The sequence below is a fragment of the Gracilibacillus sp. HCP3S3_G5_2 genome (assembly GCF_052063305.1).
GTDB lineage: Bacteria > Bacillota > Bacilli > Bacillales > Amphibacillaceae > Gracilibacillus.
Window position 1 is genome coordinate 23,929 of sequence record NZ_JBQHXU010000008.1, and the last position, 22,222, is coordinate 46,150.

Consider the following 22,222-nt stretch of genomic DNA (forward strand, 5'->3'; position numbering starts at 1 on the left):
ACATTTTTAAGGGGGTAACTGGGCGAAATGACTAATCAGAATCCATTTCAAGCAAAAAAGCAGTTTGATTTGAACGGTAAAAAGTACAACTATTACCAATTAAAAGCCTTGGAAGAAGCGGGAATTGGTAATATCGATCGTTTACCTTTTTCGATTCGTGTCTTACTCGAATCGTTAATCCGTCAACACGATGGACATGTTATTAAAGATGAACATGTTAAGAGTCTAGCAAACTGGGGAAAAGAGCAAGGTGGAGATGTACCATTCAAACCTTCTCGTGTTATTTTGCAAGACTTTACCGGTGTACCAGCTGTAGTAGACCTTGCTTCTTTACGTAAAGCAATGGTAGACATGGGGGGATCACCAGAAAAGATTAACCCGGAAGTACCGGTTGATCTTGTCATTGACCATTCCGTACAAGTAGATGAATACGGTACAAAGAACGCATTACAAGCAAATATGGAATTAGAGTTTGAACGTAATGCAGAACGTTATGAATTTTTGAATTGGGCACAAAAGGCCTTTGATAACTACCGTGCTGTTCCTCCAGCAACTGGTATCGTACACCAGGTAAACCTTGAGTATCTTGCAAACGTAGTTCATGCAGTTGACAATGAGGATGGAGAAATGGAGGCATTCCCTGATACACTCGTTGGTACTGACTCACATACAACGATGATTAATGGTTTAGGTGTGTTAGGTTGGGGTGTTGGTGGTATTGAAGCAGAAGCAGGAATGTTAGGACAACCTTCATACTTCCCTGCACCAGATGTTATCGGGGTGAAATTTACTGGCAGCTTCCCTAACGGTACAACAGCTACAGACTTAGCATTAAAAGTTACGCAAGTATTGCGCGAGAAGAAAGTAGTAGGTAAGTTCGTAGAATTCTTTGGGCCTGGTCTTAAAGATATGCCTTTAGCAGATCGTGCCACTATTTCTAACATGGCACCGGAGTATGGTGCAACATGTGGTTTCTTCCCTGTAGATGAGGAAGCATTAAACTATCTTCGTCTAACTGGTAGAAGTGAAGAGCAAATCGCGCTTGTAGAGAAATATTGTAAAGAGAACAGCTTGTGGTATTCACCAGATCAACCAGATGCAGAGTTCACAGATCTAGTGGAGATTAACCTTTCTGAATTAGAACCAAACTTATCTGGTCCAAAACGTCCACAAGACTTAATCCCATTATCTGATATGAAGAAATCATTTAATGAGGCAATTACTGCTCCTGCAGGAAACCAAGGTTTTGGTTTAGATGCTTCTGAATTTGATAAAGAAGTGGAAATCAATCAACCAAATGGGCGTAAATCTGTTATGAAGACAGGTGCGGTTGCAATCGCTGCTATCACATCTTGTACAAATACTTCTAACCCATATGTTATGCTTGGAGCAGGTTTACTTGCCAAGAAAGCAGTAGAAAAAGGGCTAGAAGTTCCAGCTTATGTGAAAACTTCATTAGCACCTGGTTCAAAAGTTGTTACAGGATACCTCGAGGATGCAGGATTAATGCCATATTTAGATCAATTAGGCTTCAACCTTGTAGGGTATGGTTGTACAACATGTATCGGTAACTCTGGCCCATTACGTGAGGAAATTGAGAAAGCAATCGCTGATAACGATTTAACTGTTTCATCCGTACTTTCAGGTAACCGGAACTTTGAAGGTCGTATCCACCCGTTAGTGAAAGCGAACTACTTAGCTTCTCCGCCATTAGTAGTAGCGTATGCTCTGGCAGGAACAGTGGATATTGATTTGAAAAACGATCCAATTGGTCAAGACAAGGATGGAAATGCTGTTTACTTTGATGATATTTGGCCATCTATGGATGAAGTGCGTGAACAAGTTAAGAAAGTAGTAACACCGGAAATCTTCCGTGAACAATATAAGAATGTATTTGATTCTAACGAAAAATGGAATGCAATCGAAACAACAGATGAACCGTTATATTCTTGGAACAATGATTCTACTTATATTCAAAATCCTCCGTTCTTTGAAGGTCTTGCAAAAGAACCAGGAAAAGTAGAGCAATTATCAGGATTACGTGCTATTGGAAAGTTTGGTGATTCTGTAACAACTGACCATATTTCACCAGCTGGTGCCATTGCAAAAGATATGCCAGCAGGTAAATATCTGCAAGAGAAAGGCGTATCACCTCGTAACTTTAACTCTTATGGTTCCCGTCGTGGTAACCATGAAGTAATGATGCGTGGTACCTTTGCAAATATCCGTATTAAGAACCAATTAGCACCAGGAACTGAAGGCGGTTATACTACTTATTGGCCAACTGGCGATGTAATGCCTATCTATGATGCAGCAATGAAATATCAACAAGATGGTACAGGGCTAGTAATCCTTGCTGGTAATGATTATGGTATGGGAAGCTCTCGTGATTGGGCAGCAAAAGGTACCAACCTACTAGGTATTAAAACGGTTATTGCACAGAGCTTTGAACGTATCCACCGTTCAAACCTAGTAATGATGGGTGTATTACCTCTTCAATTTAAAGAAGGCGAAAGTGCGGATTCACTAGGTTTAACTGGTAAGGAAGCATTCGAAGTGGACATTGATGAGTCTGTAATGCCGCGTGATATTGTAACGGTGAAAGCTACCGACGAAAATGGTAAAGTAACCGAATTTGAAGCAGTTGCACGTTTCGAAAGTGAAGTAGAAATCGACTACTATCGTCACGGTGGTATCCTTCAAATGGTACTTCGTAATAAACTAGCTTAATAGCTTATAAGAAAAAGATAGTCCTAAAACGGGCTATCTTTTTTTATATTATCAGATTAGGTTTGCTTTTCCACGCTGATAACGGATGAACGCAAAACTACCGAGGGTAAAATTATTTCCTTTTTCTCGGCGGTTTTTATCTAAATTGGGTAAAAAAGTCACTTTACCAAGCGGATCTTCAATTCTAGCTTTTCTACAGGAGTATCGCATTTTTTCGCAGCGTTTTATTTAAATTTAATAATTAGACGCTTAGGTTGTTATCTTATATAATAGGATTTAGTGTATTGTAAAGGATGATCGTTATGTGGAAGAGTATTTTATCGTTATCGGTTGTGTTGCTATTGGTCGTTATTTTGATAGTCACCAACTTTACAAATATTGGAGATAAGCAATCTAAACCGAATATTATAGATGTTACAGAAGATACGTCTGTAGAAGGAGTAGGTATTACTGCACCAAATGTAAAACAACTACAACCCGGTGATCAGGCGCCTAATTTCCAGTTACCTGACCTAGCCGGTAATGAGGTGGAGGCATTTGATGTAGAGCAGGATTATATTTTATTGAACTTTTGGGCAACTTGGTGTAAACCCTGTCTAGAAGAAATGCCAGATATGCAGACATTTGAAAATGAAAATAAAGATATAGTTAAGGTTATTGCAGTAAATACAACAAATAGAGAGAATTCAATAGAAAAAGTAGAAGCCTTCGTAGAGGAAGGGGATTATCAGTTTACTATTTTATTGGATGAGAATGATACCGTATATGATCACTATTCCATTATTGGTATGCCAACTTCCTTTCTTATTAGAACAAGTGATCAACAGGTCATGAAACGAACTAATGGTGCGATGTCATTAGAGCAAATGCAAGACCAACTAAAAGAAGTGCAGAACTTAGAATGATTGGAAGGAGTATGTTTGTGTCAACAAAAAATTGGAAAGAAACAGAAGAAATAATTCAGAGTTGGAATTCACTTGATGATATTCCACCTTATAACGAAATAGAAATACTACGAATTCTAGACAAGGTTGAACAAGCAACTTTTTCACTACATGTAGACTCAGAAGCATTGTTATACAGTATGCTTACGTTTTATCGTTTGAAAAGGAATGTAACAGATGATCATTTAAATAAGCATCTAGAACAATTAAAGAAAAAAAGTAAACATCCAATGATTGCAGAAGTCCAATCATTAAAGCACTATTTATCTATTTATAATGACTTTCAAGAAATAGAACTCGTACAGTATTACATTCGTGAAACAGATTTTGATCCTGTAAAATTAAAGAAAGCGAAAGCACTTTTAGCTGAAATGGACCGTTTGTCAAAGCTGAAGTCGATCCAAACAGTTTCAACCAATCGTATTAAGAAGACGTATGATCGGATATTTGAACAAGTTGATTTAATTCAAGATGTTGCTGAAGCGATGGTTTACACTTTAGAACAACGAAAATCAACTAGAGACATTCAGCCATACAATGAAGAAATTGAAAAGTTAAGTTATTATATTACGATTTTTTATGATTCTTTACCTGCCTTCATAAAAAAAGAAACAACCTCAGATCCATTGGATGAATTGTCAAGCATGATCGGGCTTAATGAGGTGAAAAATTATATTAATTATTATTATCAATATTTAAAATATCAGCAAAAAAGAAAAGAAGCTGGATTTCAAATGGTGGATGAGCAGGGACTAAATATGGTAATTACCGGGAATCCAGGAACAGGTAAAACAACAATTGCCCGTTTGTTGGCTAACATATACTACCGACTCGGCTTGCTTGAAACAAATAAAGTTGTGGAGGTTAACCGATCTCAACTAGTAGGTTCTTACATGGGTCAAAGTGAAGAGAATACGCTAAATTATGTGAAAAAAGCATTGGGTGGAGTACTTTTTATCGATGAAGCCTATAATTTAAAACGTGAAGATCAATCTGGTAATGATTATGGACAGGCAGTTATTGATACACTAGTATCTAGTATGACCAGTAAGGAATATGCTAATAAATTTGCGGTTATTATTGCAGGATATCCGGAAGAAATGCAACACTTTTTATGGTCCAATCAAGGATTGAGAAGCCGTTTCCCAGAAGGGAATTTTATTCAGTTGCCTAATTTTTCGAATGAAGAATTGTTACAAATTGCAGAAGAAACAGCTCTACAAAATGACTATTTTTTTACCGAAAAGGCACGACATCGTTTTTTATCCTTAATAGAAAAAGCGCGTGTGGATGAATCATTTGGGAATGCTCGAACGGTTAAAGATTTGGTATTAAAAGTTATTTTCCATATTGGCGCAAACCATAATTTACCTTTAGAGAATAATTGGTTAGCCCACATGAGAATAGCAGAAAAAGATATTACAGCTTTAGATGATCAGCGAGATTCTGCTGAACCAATGGAACAGTTAGAACAATTAATAGGGCTCGATAATGTAAAGGAAGAAGTGAAAAAGCTATCTGCATTTGTTCAGATTCAACAAAAACGCAAATCACTACAACTGCCGTCTGTACCTATTCAATTACATTCTGTTTTTTCGGGTAATCCCGGTACTGGGAAAACAACTGTTGCGAAATTATTTGCCCAAATCTTAAAACAATGTGGTCTTCTAAAACGAGGTCATTTAGTTGTAGCTTCAAGAAGTGACCTCGTTGCAGGATTTGTAGGCCAAACAGCAATAAAAACCAAGAATAAAATCCGCGAAGCGTTAGGTGGCGTATTATTTATCGATGAAGCATACTCGTTATATCGCGGGGAAAAAGATTTTGGTAAAGAAGCAATTGATACATTAGTGGATGAAATGACCAAACATAATGAGAATATTGTCATAATCCTTGCTGGCTATAAAAAAGAAATGGAGCAATTTATAGCAAGTAACCCTGGTTTGGAATCAAGATTCAAGAAATATTTTCATTTTCAAGATTATTCCAATCAAGAGCTTTTGGAGATGATCCGATATCATGTGAAGGAATATCAATATCAATTAGATGAAGATGTGATCAACTATCTGTTAAAGCAATTGGACGATACGCCAATTAGTGGAAATGGAAGGTTTGTCGTAAACTTGATCAACGAAGCAATCCAATACCAAGCGTTACGACTTGATATGGAAACCGAAGAAATAGAAGAGCTTGGACTTTTGACGAAAAAAGATGTTGAATTAGCATGGAAATCGGTTAGGGGGACGAATCAACAATGAAAGTAACAACACCAATTAAAGTGAGATACCAGGAAACAGACCAAATGGGAGTAGTTTATCACGCTAACTATTTAATCTGGTTTGAAATTGGAAGGACTGACTTTATTGAAAAATTAGGATTTAGGTATCATGAAATGGAAGCGGAGGGTATTGTATCTCCGGTTGTCGATGCCAATATTCAGTTTAAGCATCCAATTCGATATGGAGACGATGCCTATGTGGAAACATGGCTGGAGAAATACAATGGTATACGTACAACATATGGTTATCGAATCATTAATCAGGATGGTCAAGAGGCTGTTACTGGAGAAACCCAACATGTTATTGTAAGAAAAGAAAATTTCCGTCCACTATCTTTGAAAAAGCAGTTCCCAAACTGGCATGAAGCATACCAAAAAGCATTAGAAAGCGCGGAATAATTAATGGCGTTTGGAATTGATAGAAAAACGTTAAAAAAATGGAAAGCAGATGTCCGTAACGGGAAAATAGCCTTTTTAACACATTATTGGCTTGATGATCGATTTCCTGATTGCACAACTGTTACCAAAGTAGGTTGTGCTGATTATCAGAAGTTAATTGCATGGGGGAATCAATATGGATTGAAAAGTGAGTGGATTCATCGAGATCCTGCGTTTCCGCATTTTGATTTATTCGGGGATATGCAAAAAGAAATTTTAACAAAAGAACATCAATGGGAACAAATAAAGAAATTTCAGTTGTAAATTAATGCGCCACTACCCCAATAATTGGAAAGAGGAATAAAGAATATAGCAAGTTCTTTCCTGCAATAGATATCGATAATTATATTAGCATATAAAAAAGACCGAGATCAGTGCTCGGTCTTTTTGGTTGGAACAGGATCAAAGCCTCCTGGGTGAAATGGATGACATTTTAAGATTCTTTTAACGGATAAATAGGTTGCTTTGAATATATTAAAACGTTGATAGCATTCCAAACTATAGTGAGAACAAGTTGGTTGAAAGCGACAACTTGGTGGAAACATTGGGCTAATAAATCGTTGATAAAAACGAATGATTAACATAATCACTTTTTTCAAAATATTCACCTCAACGATGAAGAGCTTTATCATACGTAATCGATGCAATGGCATCATGTAAATGAATAGATTCCTCATTTTCGCATATTACGGTGAACTTCTCAACAAATGGTAATTCGTATAAATCCGCTGCTACTAAGCGAACCATATCCTCAACAAAGCGAGGGTTTTCGTAAGCTTGCTCGGTAACCATTTTTTCATCTGGTCGTTTTAATACTGGATGAATACGTGCACTTGCATTACTTTCCGCTGCCTCTAGTAATGCCTGTTTCCAGTCGGCATCCGTTTCATCATAATTAGCTGATAGTTCTGCGCTCATTTTAACCTTCCCCCTTTGGTTATGTGCACTATACTCACTTATTTCTTTTGAGCAAGGACATAATGTCGTAATAGTGCCTTCAAGAGAAACGGTTATATGATATCCTGAATTTTTATCATAAAGTATTGTTATCTCAGCATCTGCATGGTTCATTCCAGCCATGTTAGATGCAGGTCCGCTCCGTTCAAAGAACCAAGGGAAGGAGACGGTTATTTGATTATCTTCCTGTTCCAAGCGATCTGCCATTTCTTTCGTAAATTGCTTCAGTGAAGTAATGGATATCTTTAATGGATTTCCATTACTATACTGTTGCATAAGTTCTGTAAAACGGCTCATATTTGTCCCTTTATGATTCTTCTTGATAGAAGATGTCATTTTAAATGTTCCGATTGTTGTTTGTGTTTCAGGTGTCATTTTACTGAACACTTGTATAGGGTGTTTAACATTGGAAATTCCTACTTGATCTATATCAAACAAAAAATCCTTCTTTGTGTTTTGTAAATCAGGCATTTTTTCTTTTTCAGTTGGCTTTGTTTTTTCACCTGGTTCAACTGAGCCAAACAGTTTATGTCTTTCCGCTTTGTTTGGAAGTTGTTTGGTGCTAAAATCTTTCATGATTAGACCCCTTTCGTCTTCAACTATTTCAAAGTATACTTAATCTTCCTGTAATATTCAATTTAAAAAGCTTAAAAACCTAGCATAAGCGACTTAAATCTCCATTACAAAAAAGATCTAACGATTTGTTAGATCTTTACATCCATTTTATTTTTGGTTCGGTTTTATTGAGAATTCTTTTAATATTCGCCTGGTGACGATATATGACAAAGGCTGTTAAGATAGAAGTAACAATGATTAAGCCGATATCTTGTTGAATAATTGTCACAATAATGGTGATAATGCCTGTTAACATAGATGCTAATGATACATATTTAGATAAATAAAGAATAAGTAAAAAGCTGCACACCATAATAACAAATAATAATGGATTAACTCCTAAAATCACTCCAGCTGAGGTTGCTACTGCTTTTCCACCTTTAAATTTCGCGAAAATCGGATACATATGTCCAATAACTGCGAAGACTCCGACTACCAAGGGATAAACATTTTCCGCTTGAAAAAGTATCGGTAAAAGAGCTGCTAAAGTACCTTTTAAAATATCTACTGTTATTACGATTATACCAGCTTTTAGACCGAGAACGCGAAATGTGTTAGTAGCACCTAAGTTACCACTACCATGTTCTCTTATATCCTTTTGATAGCCAACTTTACCTACAATTAACCCAGTTGGAATGGAACCTAATAAGTAGGCAAGAATGATAAAAATAATATACTCCATCATCAAACTCCTTAAATAAATGTTATGATTGCAATTGATGACTTTATTTTAGCATGATGTTAGTAAAAAGAGTACATGCAATATATATTTTTTTTGTTCATTTATGATAAAAATGCTGAAATAACTAGCAAGAAATGGTTAATAACAGGTATACTTTTATACGTCTAGACTTGCGTCAAAGCTTATTAAATGGTTTAATCAATAAAAATGAGGTGTACAATATGAATCATGAAAATGAGCAAGCATTAATGCTTGATATGTTAAAAAAATCAAAAGCAATTGCGGTGATCGGACTTTCGGACAAACCCCATCGAACATCTTATCAGATTGCCAAAGCGATGCAAAAAGCTGGTTATCGCATTATTCCTGTGAATCCGAATATTGAGGAAGCTTTAGGTCAAAAGGCATATGATACAATTACAGATGTGGAAGAACCATTCGAATTAATTAATGTATTCCGACGATCCGAATATTTAAAAGAGCTAGCCAAAGAAATTGTGAAGACTGATGCTAAATATGTATGGATGCAACAGGGAGTCAAAGATAAGGAAGCTTATAACTATTTAACGGAACATAACAAACAGGTTATAATGGACAAATGTATAAAAGTAGCACACGCTGTTTTAATGAAATAACTTTACAAACAAGAATGTATGTTCTATATTCTAGTTAGAGGTAGTGCCAGGGAAGGAGTATCGAGAAGGTAATGAAGAGTAATACAACATATAGCGATGATTCAATTCAAGTTTTAGAGGGGCTAGAAGCCGTCAGAAAAAGACCAGGGATGTATATTGGTAGTACAGATGCAAGAGGCTTACATCACCTTGTCTTTGAAATAGTAGATAACTCAGTTGATGAAGCATTATCAGGTTATGGAGAAGAAATTACCGTAATCATCCACCCAGATCAAAGTATCACCGTAAAAGATAATGGTCGAGGTATGCCAACAGGAATGCACCAAACAGGTAGACCGACTCCAGAGGTAATATTAACTGTCTTACATGCTGGTGGGAAATTTGGTCAGGGTGGTTATAAAACCAGTGGAGGTTTACATGGTGTAGGAGCCTCTGTTGTTAATGCTTTGTCAGAATGGCTAGAAGTAACGATTGAAAGGGACGGTTTTGTTTTTTATCAGCGATTCGAGAATGGCGGTAAGCCAGTTACAACTTTAGAGAAAAAAGGGAAAACAAAAAAGACAGGAACTACGATTACATTTAAACCAGATCCTTCGATTTTTTCCACTAATACATACCAGTTTGATATATTAGCGGAAAGGTTAAGGGAATCAGCTTTTTTACTAAAAGGAATCACGATCAAGTTAATTGATGAGAGAAATGAAGTAGAGGAGGCTTACAATTATCCAGATGGTTTAAAAGAGTTTGTAGCCTACTTAAATGAGGAGAAAGATGCCCTGCATGAAGTAGTTGCTTTTGAAGGCGAGCAACAAGGCATGGAACTGGATTTTGCTTTTCAATATAATGATGGTTTTACGGAAAATATATTGTCATTTGTTAATAATGTTCGAACCAAAGATGGTGGGACACATGAGTCTGGTGCCAAAACTGCAATAACGAGAATTGTGAATGATTATGCAAGAAAAGTAAACCTTTTAAAAGAAAAAGATAAAAACCTTGAAGGTAATGATATTCGGGAAGGTTTTACTGCTGTTATTTCGATAAAAATTCCGGAAGAAAAGCTACAGTTCGAAGGGCAGACAAAAGGTAAACTAGGGACTGCAGAAGCTCGTTCTGCTGTTGATACAATTGTCGCTGAACATTTACTTTATTTCTTGGAAGAAAATCCAGACGTTGCTTCTATGCTTATTAAAAAAGCGATTCGTGCTAAAGATGCTCGATTAGCTGCAAGAAAAGCAAGAGAAGAAGCTAGAAGCGGAAAGAAAAAGCGTAGAAAAGACGCTTTATTAAGCGGAAAATTAACACCAGCACAATCCCGTAATCCAGACAAGAACGAACTGTACCTTGTGGAGGGTGATTCTGCAGGTGGATCTGCCAAACAAGGAAGAGACAGAAAATTTCAAGCGGTATTGCCGTTGAGAGGTAAAGTTGTAAATACGGAAAAAGCTAAATTGGTGGATATATTAAAAAATGAAGAGATATCTACAATCATTCATACAATCGGTGCAGGTGTCGGCAGTGAATTTTCGATAGATGATGTACAGTACAACAAAGTCGTCATTATGACAGATGCCGATACAGACGGAGCTCACATCCAAATACTATTGCTTACCTTTTTCTATCGATATATGAGACCATTGATTGAAGCTGGAAAAGTATTCATTGCCTTGCCACCTTTGTATCAAATATCAAAGGGAAAAGGTGCCAAAGCCCAGATAGAGTATTGCTGGACGGAGGATGAACTAAAAGACGTCACGAAAAAATTCAAAAATGGTTATCACCTGCAACGCTATAAGGGGCTAGGAGAGATGAATGCAGATCAGTTATGGGAAACAACGATGAATCCTGAAACCCGTACGTTAATTCGCGTAACAATAGATGATTTAGCCAGAGCGGAGCGAAGAGTGACCACCTTAATGGGGGATAAAGTAGAGCCTCGTCGTAAATGGATTGAATCTAATGTACAATTTTCACTAGAAGAAGACGATAATATTATAGATAATGAAAATATTCAAATTTAAGGTTTTATCACGGTGTTAATCGTCCGTAAAATCCTACATTAAAGAACGAAGAGGGGGAACGGCCGCTATCACCGTGATAAGTTTGCTAATCAACAGTGTAAAAGATACTCACTGTTGGAAGTCTTACTTTATAGGAGGAATTTCGTTGGCAATAGAAGAAAAGTATTTAGATCTCCCTTTAGAAGATGTAATGGGAGATCGCTTTGGACGTTATAGTAAATATATTATCCAGGACCGTGCATTGCCTGATGCACGCGATGGATTAAAACCGGTACAACGCAGAATTTTGTATGCAATGTACGAGGAAAAAAATACACATGATAAACCGTTCCGTAAATCAGCCAAAACGGTAGGGACTGTAATTGGTAACTATCACCCTCACGGTGATTCATCTGTATATGAAGCAATGGTAAGGTTAAGTCAAACTTGGAAGGTTCGTAATGTCCTTGTAGAAATGCACGGTAACAACGGTAGTGTCGATGGTGACCCACCAGCAGCGATGCGTTATACCGAGGCAAGATTATCTGCTATCGCATCTGAGATGATTCGCGATATCGATAAAGAAACCGTGGATTACATTCCGAACTTTGATGACTCCATTGATGAACCGGTTGTGCTACCAGCAAGAATCCCGAATTTATTAGTAAATGGTTCGACCGGTATATCTGCTGGTTATGCAACTGAGATCCCGCCTCATAATTTAGGAGAAGTTATTGATGCTATTATTAAACGTCTTGATAAACCTTCTGTTACAGTGGAAGAGTTACTGGAGATTGTGAAAGGTCCAGATTTTCCAACTGGTGGTATTATACAAGGATATGAAGGATTAAAGAAAGCTTATCAGACAGGTAAAGGAAAAGTTGTCGTACGTGGGAAAGCAAGTATTGAACCATTAAAAGGAAACCGTGAACAAATTGTGATTGATGAAATACCATATGAAGTCAATAAGGCAGTTCTAGTCAAACGAATGGATGAGCTGCGAATTGACCGTAAAGTAGAGGGAATCGCAGAAGTTCGTGATGAAACGGATCGAACAGGTTTACGAATAGTGGTAGAACTGAAAAAGAACGCAGATAGTCAAGGTGTACTCAATTATCTATATAAAAATACTGATTTGCAAATTACCTATCATTTCAATATGGTAGCAATCAAAGATAAAACACCACAGTTGTTAAATTTATTACAAATGATCGATGCTTATATTCAGCACCAGAAAGAAGTTGTTACAAGACAAACGCGCTACGATTTAAATAAGGCAGAGAAAAGGGCTCATATTGTCGAGGGTCTGATAAAAGCTGTTTCCATTTTAGATGAATTAATTCAAACAATTCGAGCATCTAAAGATAAACAAGATGCCAAAAAACGAATTATGGAAGCATATGGTTTTACAGAACCTCAAGCAGAAGCAATTGTGACATTGCAATTATATCGTTTAACTAATACAGATATCACCGCTTTAGAAAAAGAAGCAGATGAGCTTCAAAAAAGAGTAGCAGAGTATCAAGCGATTCTAGCTGATGAAAAGAAATTATTATCAGTGATTAAAAAAGACTTAAGAAGTATGAAGAAACAGTATGCAGAAGATCGTCGGACAAAAGTAGAAGAACAAATCGAAGAATTAAAAATTAATGTTGAGGTAACAGTCGCAAGTGAGGATGTTATTACCTCTGTAACTGAACAAGGCTACGTAAAACGAACAAGTATCAGATCGTATACCGCTTCAACCAATGAAGATTTTTCGATCAAAGATAATGATTACTTAATTTCTTTGTTAGAACTGAATACGACTGATCATTTGTTATTGTTCACGAATAAAGGGCGGTATGTACCAATCCCAGTTCACCAGTTACCAGATATTCGTTGGAAGGAGCTCGGACAACATCTATCTAATATAGCTTCTATTGATAAAGATGAAACAATTGTTAAAGCAATACCTATTCGGGAGTTTGCTAAAGACAAATATCTGATTTTCTTTACCAAAAATGGGATGGTGAAGAAAAGTACATTAGATTTATATTTTTCACAACGTTTTTCTCGTCCGTTGATTGCTTTGAATTTGAAAAAAGGGGACGAACTAATCAATGTGTATGAGACTGACGGCAATCGAGATATCTTCGTAGCAACTAATAAAGGGTATGGACTATGGTATCATGAATCAGAAGTATCTGCTATTGGTCAACGTGCGGCAGGTGTAAAAGCAATTCAATTAAAAGCAGATGAATTTGTTATCAATGGGGTACTTATGGATGAATTACGTGAGAATCGACATTTATTTGTAACGACACAACGTGGTGCCTGTAAGCGAATGACGATTGATCGATTCGAAAAATCATCACGAGCAAAAAAAGGATTAGTTATGTTACGAGAACTGAAATCAAAACCTCACCGTATAGTTGGATTCGATATCGTCGATAGTACAGATGTTATCAGCCTAGTAACGACTAAGGGGGAAATCCATGAAGTAAAACCAATGGACCTTCCGATAAGTGATCGTTATAGTAATGGATCCTATGTAATCGATACGGATATTGAAGGCGAAGTAACAACAATCAAATCCAAAATCGAACTAACCAAAGTTTTTGACGAAGAAAAAGAATAGAATATACAGATACCCAGCATTTAGTTGGGTATCTTTTTTTAGATAGGGCATGTAGTAAAAAATTGGGTAAATATATAATAAGGTTGTTAGTTAGAAGGGAAGAAAAGCCTGACTCTTATTATAGCACTCACTCGTCATTTAAGGGGTAGCGTCAGGAAAATGCGGATTTACAACGCTAAGCCTATTTTCCTGACGAATCCCTCGTTTTTAACAACGTTAAGAAAGTTTTAGTGGTCTTAAAGAATTTAATGAGACTACTTTCTCTGCGTTAAAATGGTATTCTCCTAGTAAATTAATATGTTCCCAACCTAAGGGCGACATATGGTGTAACAAATCTTCATTAAAGCTACCTGTCCGTTTTTTATATTCAACTGCTGTTGTTAGGTGGAGAGTATTCCAAATACTTATAGCATTGATAATTATGTTTAAAGCACTGGCTCTTTGCAATTGATGCTGTATGGTGCGTTCTCTAAGCTCACCTTGTTTTCCGAAGAAAATAGCTCTTGCCAATCCATTCATGGCTTCTCCTTTATTCAATCCTCTTTGTATTTTTCTTCTTAATGATTCATCCGATATATAATTCAAAATAAAGATCGTTTTTTCTATTCGGCCCATCTCACGTAAGGCTGTAGCTAAGCTGTTTTGTCTTGAATAGGAACCTAACTTCCCCATAATAAGGGATGCTGAAACTGTTCCCTCCCTTATAGAATGAGCTAATCGCAAAACATCCTCATAATTTTCTTTAATGACCTTTGTATTTATTTGTCCACGTAAAATGGCTTCTAGTTTTGGATACTCACTTGCTTTATCTATCGTAAATAATTTTGAGTTCGATAAATCCCTTATTCTTGGGGCAAATTTAAATCCTAATAAATGAGTCAGTCCGAATATTTGGTCCGTGTAACCGGCAGTGTCTGTATAATGTTCCTCTATGTTTAGATCCGTCTCATGATGTAACAAACCATCCAAAACATGAATCGCATCTCTTGAATTAGTATGAATAATCTTTGTGTAGTAAGAAGAGAATTGATCACTTGTAAATCGGTAGATGATGGCTCCTTTTCCAGTACCATAATGTGGATTTGCATCTGCATGTAGTGATGAAACACCTAGCTGCATTCTCATACCATCTGATGAAGATGTTGTACCGTCGCCCCAATAGAAAGGCAATTGTAATTTATGATGAAAGTTTACTAATATGGCTTGGGCTTTATTCATGGCATCTTCATACATGCGCCATTGAGATACATTGGCTAGTTGCTTATATGTAAGTCCGGGTGTGGCTTCGGCCATCTTACTCAAGCCAATATTCATTCCCATTCCTAAAATGTTAGAGATTTACTAACCGTATTAAATAGCTTCTTTTCAGCCATTGCCCTTGCTTCCACCATTCTTTCAAGTGTAGTGATAGCAGGCAGTATAATTTTGTTTTTTCTTAGAAAATCTATGCATTCATGCAGTAGATGAATGGCATTACCATTTTCCAAAGCTAATTGATGAAGGTACTTAAATGTCATTCGATATTCACTCAGGGTAAAAGTTACAAAGTCGTATTCACTTCGAATTTCTTTCAAACGATCCCAAAGTGTATTTTCCCTTTGAGGATAATGATCAAGCGAGGATGGACTAACACCAATCTGTTTCGATATATATTGTATGACCGAATCTGGGATGCTTTTGATATGAGTGTATGGCCAACCGGGATACCGAAGAACAGCTAATTGAACAGCAAATCCTAAACGGTTTTCTTCCCTCCTTCGCTTATTAACTATTTCTAAATCCCGTTTGGAAAAAGTGAAGTAGGTCCCCAGTATCCATTCATCTTCAGGGATTTGCATAAAAGCCTGTCTCTGTTCCGGTGTAAGCAATTCTCTACCTCTCGCAATTTTACCTACAATTCTATTGCTTATAAAAATCCACTACAGCCTTTGCCATATCATAAATATTTTGCTTTAATGTGTTGGGATGAATGATTCTTATCTGATCCCCGAAGCCTAGAATATATTCTTTCGCCTCTTGTTCAGTATCAAAACACAGATTTGCAGGGATCCATCCATTTTTTATGGGTGAATCAATTTTTACTATTTGTACAAAGCGTCCGGTAAACTTTATTCTCTGAACGATAGACGGAGATATTTCAACATCTACCTCATATCTTGGCAGACTTTTAATAAACATTTGCGTTGAGTCCCTCCAATATTGGACCAAGTTAAAGTCTGTTGGTCGCAAGAACGTTTCCTTCGTCAATGTTGCCGACTTCACTCTTGAAGCTCTGTAATTTCGAAAATCTCCGTTGGAGGACGCTATTAAATACCATGTGCTACCTTTAGCGACTAATCCTAACGGGTCAACAATTCGTTCAACACATTCCCCATCTGCCCGTTCATACTTTATTTGTAGTTTTCTTTCATCCCAAATCGCTTGTTGTAAAATTTTAAATGACTCAATTTTTTCAGTTGACCGTCTCCATGCATTCGAATCAACATGGATTCGGCTCCAAACATCATCGGCGTTTTTCTGTAAGGAGCTTGGAATCGAAGCTAGAAGTTTTTGACGCGCTTCTTGCCAATCTTTCGTTAAACCTAGATCAGTAAGCAACTGAAATGATGGTGAAATAAACAAAGACTTAATTTCATTGGCTTTTAAACCAGTTAAATTTGTCCGATATTGTTCAAGTAATCGCCATCCCCCTGATTTTCCCCGTTCAGCTACAACAGGAATACCTGCTGCACTCAATGCTTCCATATCTCGATGGATGGTACGTTCAGTCACTTCTAATTCGTTGGCCAATGCTTTAGTTGTCAATTTTCCTTTATTTTGTAACAACAACAAAATGGTAAGCAGTCTGTCCGCGCGCATATCTTCCCCCCTAAATAAAATAATAAAAAAAGATATTCAATATATGACAAAAGGTGTCATCATTAATTATTATACTATAGATATTACAAAATGGGAGGCAGATGCAAATGAAGTCTTTAAAGGGACAAGTAGCTTTGGTAGCTGGTGGAACAAGAGGAGCAGGACGTGGTATTGCTATGGAATTAGGTGCTGCAGGAGCTACTGTCTATATCACTGGCCGTACTACACGAAACGAGATTTCTGAATACGGGCGCCCTGAAACGATTGAAGAAACAGCAGATTTAGTAAATAACTTAGGTGGAATCGGAATCGCTGTTCAAGTTGACCATCTTATACATGAACAAGTACAGTCCTTAATTGAAAGAATTGAGAAGGAACATGGAAGGTTAGATATACTTGTAAATGATATTTGGGGAGGTGAATATCTCGTTGACTGGAATACGAGAGTATGGGAGCATTCGCTTGAGAAAGGCTTACGAATGCTTCGTTTAGCGATCGATACTCATTTGATTACGAGCCACTACGCATTACCGTTGCTCATCAAAAACGAAGGAGGACTTGTCATAGAAATGACCGATGGTACAAAAGAGTATAATAATGAGAACTATCGCCTACCAATGTTTTATGATCTAGCGAAAAGCTCAGTCACCCGTATAGCAGAAGGGCTCGCTCACGAATTAGAACAGCATCATTGCACAGCTGTCTCTTTAACCCCAGGATGGATGCGATCCGAAATCATGCTCGATCATTATGGTGTTAATGAAGAAAACTGGCGTGACGCTACTGAGAAGGAACCTCATTTCGTCATCTCAGAAACGCCACGTTATGTGGGGCGCGCCGTTGCTGCCCTTGCTGGAGATCTCGAAGTCTCACGTTGGAACGGTCAATCTTTGTCAAGCGGAAAGCTTGCACAAGTTTATGGTTTCACTGATCTTGATGGTTCTCAGCCAGATTGCTGGCGGTATATCGTGGAAGTGGAGAATGCTGGTAAGCAAGCAAATGCTACCGGTTATCGTTAAAACAACAACCTAATTTACTATATTAGGCTATTTGAGAGTGTTGTCGGTGGTTAAGTTTATCTTTAAGTGGTTGTCTTTTCCTGCATACACAAATAAAGTGTTGTTTGAAGCAAATCGGTTTAGAGATCTATTAATAAAATCCTGTGTGTCCTGACGATATTGGGATGGAATTTGGTATAAAGGAAGATTGGCTGGTTCAATCGGCTATTTGTATGTAGATAATGACAACAAAAAGACAGAAATCGGGTATTGGTTAGGTGGGAATTTTGAAGGTTTAGGGTTGCAACTAGAGCAAGTAAATTGTTAATCGAGAATGCTTTCAATAATTTGAAATTGAACAAGTGGAAATAACGTAGCCACAAACAATTTTAGGAGTGCAGCTATTCCAAACCGATTGGGTTTTAAAAAAGAAGGAGTTATAAGAAATTAAGAATTCCTTAATGGTGAATATCTAGATAGAACTATATATGGACTCCTCAAAAATGAGTGGCTAAATGAATAGTTTTATTCATCAATCTGAGGCGTTACTGTAATATCACTAGCTTACATCCTTTGCAGAATGATCTTCAATTAAAGGGCGCTTTAATGGAGCAATGAAAGCCTAATTTCTTCACTTTAAATTGAGAAATTAGGCTTTTTAATATTGAAAATTTCCTTAACGTTGTAAATCCGCATTTTCCTGACGCTACCCCTTTAAGTGAGAAAACCATTAGCCATAATTGTAAAAAATCGTTATAATGGGAAAATAGACTGATGAATCAAGGAGTTTAGATAATGTTGACAACAAGTAGCCAAATGGTAGATAAACAACAATTAGCGGACTTATATCATTTTTTTAATCAAACTGATCAAACAGCTCTCCAAGGACAAATACTTGATTATTATGCCAAATTACAAAATCAAATGATGAACGTTTGTTTTAGTGGACATTTTTCAGCAGGAAAATCTACGTTAATTAATCATTTAATGAATGAAGCCTTATTACCACAAAGTCCCATTCCTACAAGCGCAAATATCGTGGAGATAAAAAGAGGAGAAGAAGGCGTCATCGTTCATTTTACCGGTCAGCCTGCTATTAAAATGAAAGCTCTTCCTTCCGTCAAAGATCTTCATCAATTATGTCGAGATGGCAATGAAGTAAAAAAGATAGAAATCTTTAAAGACATCAAAGACTTACCTTATGGAGTAACATTTATGGATACGCCTGGTATTGATGCAGCAAATGATGCTGATCGATTAATGACAGAATCTGCGCTCCATCAAGTTGATGTATTGTTCTATGTAATGGATTATAACCATGTACAGTCAGAGGTTAATGCGCGATTTTTAAAACAAATAGACGAAATGAATAAGCCGTATTATGTCATTATTAACCAGATGGATAAACATGATGAAGCGGAGATTCCCTTTTCCCATTTTAAGCAAAGCTTAGAGAATGTATTTGACCAGTGGGGGATCGATCCTGTAAGAGTTTTTTTTACTTCTATGCGGGAAAAAGACAATAAAATAAATCAGTTTGCCGAGCTGCAAGCAACCATTGTTCGATTAATTACAGCAAATCATCAAGACATTCTACAGGATACCTTATGGTATGGAACGGAATACACCGTATACCAAAGCATCAAGGAAAAGCAACAACAATTGAATGACAGCCTACATCAGTTAGAGATGGATTTGGAGCAAGTAAAACTGCCAGAAAACCCCTTGGAAGAAGTACAACAAACCTATAAACAATTACAACAGAAGCGCAATAATCTCGAAAAGGAATATCTGCAAGAAGTAGAACAGACAACGAAAAATGCCCAGCTTATTCCCTACGAAATTCGGGAAAAAGCAGGACATTTGTTAGAAGCGTATGATCCTAAATTCAAAGTCGGATTTTTTCGTAACCGCAGAAAAATAGAAGAAGAACGTGAGCAACGATTACAATCTTTCTACCAGGCAATCAAGGAAAAAGCAGAAATAAGTTTAGAGTGGAAATTAAGAGATAAAATGTCAGCCTTTTTAAAGCCTTTTCTATCCGTCCACTTTACAGAATCTGTTTTTGAACAACAAATCCAACCAAATGATTTGCTAAAATTAATAAATGATGGTGCGACCGTTAATAATGACTATATTCTTGTCTATACAGATCAAGTCTCCGCAACGATTAAGAAAATATATCGTCAGTATTATAAGAGTAAATGGTCTGAATTAAAAGATAACATTTTAACGCCAATCGAAGATCAATTAAGTTGGATGCAAAAAGAATTAGAAAACATTAAGAGGTATCAAAGTATTCAACAAGAAATGGTAGAACGGAAGCAAGCATTTACCGCGTACAAAGAACAAGCAGAATCGATTTTTAAACGAGAATACACTTTTGGGGACGAAGTATTATTAGCAATTGAGAAGGAACTGGATGCTCGAATTGTAGATAATGTGTTGGAGTTGCAGGAGTTGCCCTCAAAATTGCCAGCAGGCAAAATAGAGCAAGAGACGTCTGTGAAACAAGATCCAGATAGTGATACACCTCTGTTTTCTTTTGAAGAAACAGTGACTGATGTAGAAAAAGCAGACCAACTAATGGAAGGAATCAACAGCTTGGATTCCATCCGTCAAGAGGTCCTTCAGAAAAAAGAACGGTTAAGTGACCGAACGTTTACGATCGCATTATTTGGAGCATTTAGCGCGGGGAAATCTTCTTTTGCTAATGCATTAATCGGAGAAAAGATATTGCCTGTTTCACCCAATCCAACAACAGCGGCCATTAATAAAATTAGTCCTGTAAACGATACGTATCAACACAAAGATGTGTACGTTGTGATGAAAAAGGAGCATGAACTATTAGTGGATATACGCCAAATTGTTGGAGGAGATTTCAACAATTTGTCTGATGCACATAAATGGATCAAGAAAACAAAGCTTGACAAATTAGATATCGCAGACCAGCATAAATCGTTTTTAACCGCTTTTTACAATGGCTTTAATGAAATGGAGCATCGAATTGGAACAGATTATGTTATTCCTTTTGATGAATTCCATCGCTATATACGTGATGAAGAGATTGCCTGTTTTGTGAAGGAGATGGAGCTTTTCTATGACTGTCCACTAACGAAAAAGCAAATTACGTTAGTAGATACACCAGGAGCGGATTCTGTCAATGCCCGGCATACTGATTTAGCATTTTCTTATATTAAGGATGCTGACGCTATCCTTTTTGTAACCTACTATAATCACCCATTTTCAAAGCCTGACCAGCAATTTTTAGAACGTTTAGGCAAGGTAAAGTCTGCATTCGAATTAGACAAAATGTTTTTCATTATTAATGCAATTGATTTGGCAGAAGACGAACAAGAAGCAACATTAGTGATTGATTATGTCCGTAATCAATTACAGCAATTTGATATAAAGGACCCGAGAATGTTTTCTGTTTCAAGTAAAGATGCGTTGAAGGAGAAAAGGGAAAGTAATGGATTTCCGCAGTTTGAAAAATCCTTTTATCGCTTTGTAAAGGAAGAATTAACCCAGATGAGTATGCGTTCGATCTATACAGATCTTAAGAGAGCTAACGCATTAGTCACTAATTGGTTATCGATGATAAACGGAGATCAAGCAGAAAGAACAAGATTAATTGCACAAAATAAAAATAATCAAGCGGAATTAAATCGTTTAATCAGTGAGCGAGATCATCATTCATATCTTGATCAAGTTATTCAGAAACTCACCAAACAAACGTTTTTTGCCAAGCAACGTTTTTCTATTCAGTATACAGATCAATTCAAGGATTATATACATCCTGGGGCTATTCAGTCTAATGGACGAAAAGGAAAAAAAGAACTGGAAACAGCCCTTCTTGCACTTTGGGAAGCAATGAATACATGGTTAAAGCATGAATATCAAGCTATCCTAATTCGTTTGGAGCAAAGTTTTAATCAATCGTTACAACAAATGCACCAACATATACAAGAGAAAATGAAACAAATTGATCCGCAATTTTCTTTATCAGCATTAGAAGAGATTTCCTTATCTCAACCAGACTCACCTGTCACACTGATAAAAGAAAATAAAGGTTTGCTAACAAAGTGGAGTAACTTCTACAAAGATTCTAAATCCTTTTTTGCTGGAAATGGAAGAAAAGAATTAGAAGAAGTTACCATCGAATACTTTACAGATAACTGGAAGCAAGCGGTTGAATTAATGGAAAAAGATTTAGTCACGTTTTACCAACAGCAATGGAAGCAACGTGACCAAGTGATTTGGGATAAGTATCAAGACGAAATAAACACTTACTATCGCCAGGTGATGGAAGGTATCGCAGACCAGGAGAAAAATAAAGAGCAGTTGAATCAGATTAACAATTATTTAGAGCAAGTGTTAACATCAAAGCGTTTAGTGTAAGAAGAAAAAGAGGATGTCCAAAATACTTGGACATCCTCTTGCCATTTATAACTACTAATGAAGTT

14 protein-coding genes and 1 pseudogene are annotated in these 22,222 nt (G+C 36.8%); 10 read left to right on the forward strand and 5 right to left on the reverse strand.

Annotated features, from left to right (window positions below):
* The first annotated feature begins 27 nt into the window (after positions 1-27).
* The 5 genes from acnA (at position 28) to ACTNEP_RS12675 (ending at position 6,654) form a co-directional block, all read left to right on the forward strand.
* Positions 28-2,730: an aconitate hydratase AcnA gene (acnA, locus tag ACTNEP_RS12655; RefSeq protein WP_441162382.1), complete on the forward strand. Its 2,703-nt coding sequence runs from the start codon at positions 28-30 to the stop codon at positions 2,728-2,730.
* Between the two features lie 302 nt (positions 2,731-3,032).
* Positions 3,033-3,635 carry a TlpA family protein disulfide reductase gene (locus ACTNEP_RS12660; protein ID WP_441162383.1) on the forward strand — a complete coding sequence of 201 codons (603 nt, stop codon included), beginning with the start codon at positions 3,033-3,035 and terminating at the stop codon, positions 3,633-3,635.
* Between the two features lie 11 nt (positions 3,636-3,646).
* Positions 3,647-5,932, forward strand: coding sequence for an AAA family ATPase (locus tag ACTNEP_RS12665; protein ID WP_441162384.1), 2,286 nt, complete (start codon positions 3,647-3,649; stop codon positions 5,930-5,932).
* On the forward strand, positions 5,929-6,351 hold the full coding sequence (locus tag ACTNEP_RS12670; protein ID WP_441162385.1) for an acyl-CoA thioesterase: 423 nt from the start codon (positions 5,929-5,931) through the stop codon (positions 6,349-6,351). Before ACTNEP_RS12665 ends, ACTNEP_RS12670 begins: the two co-directional genes overlap by 4 nt.
* 3 nt (positions 6,352-6,354) lie before the next feature.
* Entirely contained in the window at positions 6,355-6,654 is a 300-nt protein-coding gene (locus tag ACTNEP_RS12675; RefSeq protein ID WP_441162386.1) for a hypothetical protein, read from the forward strand.
* A 107-nt stretch (positions 6,655-6,761) separates the two neighbouring features.
* Here the strand turns inward: ACTNEP_RS12675 and yidD are convergent, their stop codons facing one another.
* The 3 genes from yidD to plsY all read right to left on the reverse strand — a co-directional run bounded on the left by yidD (position 6,762) and on the right by plsY (position 8,644).
* Positions 6,762-6,989, reverse strand: a complete 228-nt coding sequence (yidD, locus tag ACTNEP_RS12680) for a membrane protein insertion efficiency factor YidD (RefSeq protein ID WP_441162387.1) — start codon at positions 6,987-6,989, stop codon at positions 6,762-6,764.
* A gap of 10 nt (positions 6,990-6,999) precedes the next feature.
* Complete coding sequence (gene folE2, locus ACTNEP_RS12685; RefSeq protein WP_441162388.1) at positions 7,000-7,923, reverse strand: GTP cyclohydrolase FolE2; 924 nt, start codon at positions 7,921-7,923, stop codon at positions 7,000-7,002.
* A 136-nt stretch (positions 7,924-8,059) separates the two neighbouring features.
* A complete protein-coding gene (gene plsY / locus ACTNEP_RS12690) occupies positions 8,060-8,644 on the reverse strand; it encodes a glycerol-3-phosphate 1-O-acyltransferase PlsY (RefSeq protein ID WP_441162389.1) in 585 nt (194 codons plus the stop codon).
* Positions 8,645-8,865: 221 nt separating this feature from the next.
* Here plsY and ACTNEP_RS12695 point away from each other — a divergent pair, with 221 nt between their 5' ends.
* The 3 genes from ACTNEP_RS12695 (at position 8,866) to parC (ending at position 13,899) form a co-directional block, all read left to right on the forward strand.
* Positions 8,866-9,279: a CoA-binding protein gene (locus ACTNEP_RS12695; protein WP_441162390.1), complete on the forward strand. Its 414-nt coding sequence runs from the start codon at positions 8,866-8,868 to the stop codon at positions 9,277-9,279.
* Positions 9,280-9,350: 71 nt separating this feature from the next.
* Complete coding sequence (parE, locus tag ACTNEP_RS12700) at positions 9,351-11,300, forward strand: DNA topoisomerase IV subunit B (protein ID WP_441162391.1); 1,950 nt, start codon at positions 9,351-9,353, stop codon at positions 11,298-11,300.
* A 145-nt stretch (positions 11,301-11,445) separates the two neighbouring features.
* A complete protein-coding gene (parC, locus tag ACTNEP_RS12705) occupies positions 11,446-13,899 on the forward strand; it encodes a DNA topoisomerase IV subunit A (RefSeq protein WP_441162392.1) in 2,454 nt (817 codons plus the stop codon).
* Between the two features lie 216 nt (positions 13,900-14,115).
* Here parC and ACTNEP_RS12710 read toward each other — a convergent pair.
* A pseudogene (locus ACTNEP_RS12710) lies at positions 14,116-15,737 on the reverse strand (Tn3 family transposase).
* 61 nt (positions 15,738-15,798) lie between these two features.
* Complete coding sequence (locus tag ACTNEP_RS12715; protein WP_441162393.1) at positions 15,799-16,758, reverse strand: helix-turn-helix transcriptional regulator; 960 nt, start codon at positions 16,756-16,758, stop codon at positions 15,799-15,801.
* Positions 16,759-16,865: 107 nt separating this feature from the next.
* On the opposite strand from ACTNEP_RS12715, the gene ACTNEP_RS12720 reads away from it, so the two are divergent.
* Both ACTNEP_RS12720 and ACTNEP_RS12725 read left to right on the forward strand, forming a co-directional pair.
* Entirely contained in the window at positions 16,866-17,777 is a 912-nt protein-coding gene (locus tag ACTNEP_RS12720) for an SDR family oxidoreductase (RefSeq protein WP_441162394.1), read from the forward strand.
* Positions 17,778-18,551: 774 nt separating this feature from the next.
* Positions 18,552-22,157 (forward strand): dynamin family protein, encoded by a 3,606-nt coding sequence (locus tag ACTNEP_RS12725; RefSeq protein ID WP_441162395.1) that lies wholly within the window; start codon positions 18,552-18,554, stop codon positions 22,155-22,157.
* Positions 22,158-22,222: the final 65 nt, after the last annotated feature.

Coding starts and splice junctions, on each gene's coding strand:
- ACTNEP_RS12660 (WP_441162383.1), top strand. CDS start 3,033: ATGTGGAAGAGTATTTTATCGTTATCGGTTGTGTTGCTATTGGTCGTT.
- ACTNEP_RS12695 (WP_441162390.1), top strand. CDS start 8,866: ATGAATCATGAAAATGAGCAAGCATTAATGCTTGATATGTTAAAAAAA.
- ACTNEP_RS12665 (WP_441162384.1), top strand. CDS start 3,647: ATGTTTGTGTCAACAAAAAATTGGAAAGAAACAGAAGAAATAATTCAG.
- ACTNEP_RS12715 (WP_441162393.1), bottom strand. CDS start 16,758: ATGCGCGCGGACAGACTGCTTACCATTTTGTTGTTGTTACAAAATAAA.
- plsY (WP_441162389.1), bottom strand. CDS start 8,644: ATGGAGTATATTATTTTTATCATTCTTGCCTACTTATTAGGTTCCATT.
- ACTNEP_RS12720 (WP_441162394.1), top strand. CDS start 16,866: ATGAAGTCTTTAAAGGGACAAGTAGCTTTGGTAGCTGGTGGAACAAGA.
- ACTNEP_RS12725 (WP_441162395.1), top strand. CDS start 18,552: ATGTTGACAACAAGTAGCCAAATGGTAGATAAACAACAATTAGCGGAC.
- ACTNEP_RS12670 (WP_441162385.1), top strand. CDS start 5,929: ATGAAAGTAACAACACCAATTAAAGTGAGATACCAGGAAACAGACCAA.
- ACTNEP_RS12675 (WP_441162386.1), top strand. CDS start 6,355: ATGGCGTTTGGAATTGATAGAAAAACGTTAAAAAAATGGAAAGCAGAT.
- folE2 (WP_441162388.1), bottom strand. CDS start 7,923: ATGAAAGATTTTAGCACCAAACAACTTCCAAACAAAGCGGAAAGACAT.
- acnA (WP_441162382.1), top strand. CDS start 28: ATGACTAATCAGAATCCATTTCAAGCAAAAAAGCAGTTTGATTTGAAC.
- parE (WP_441162391.1), top strand. CDS start 9,351: ATGAAGAGTAATACAACATATAGCGATGATTCAATTCAAGTTTTAGAG.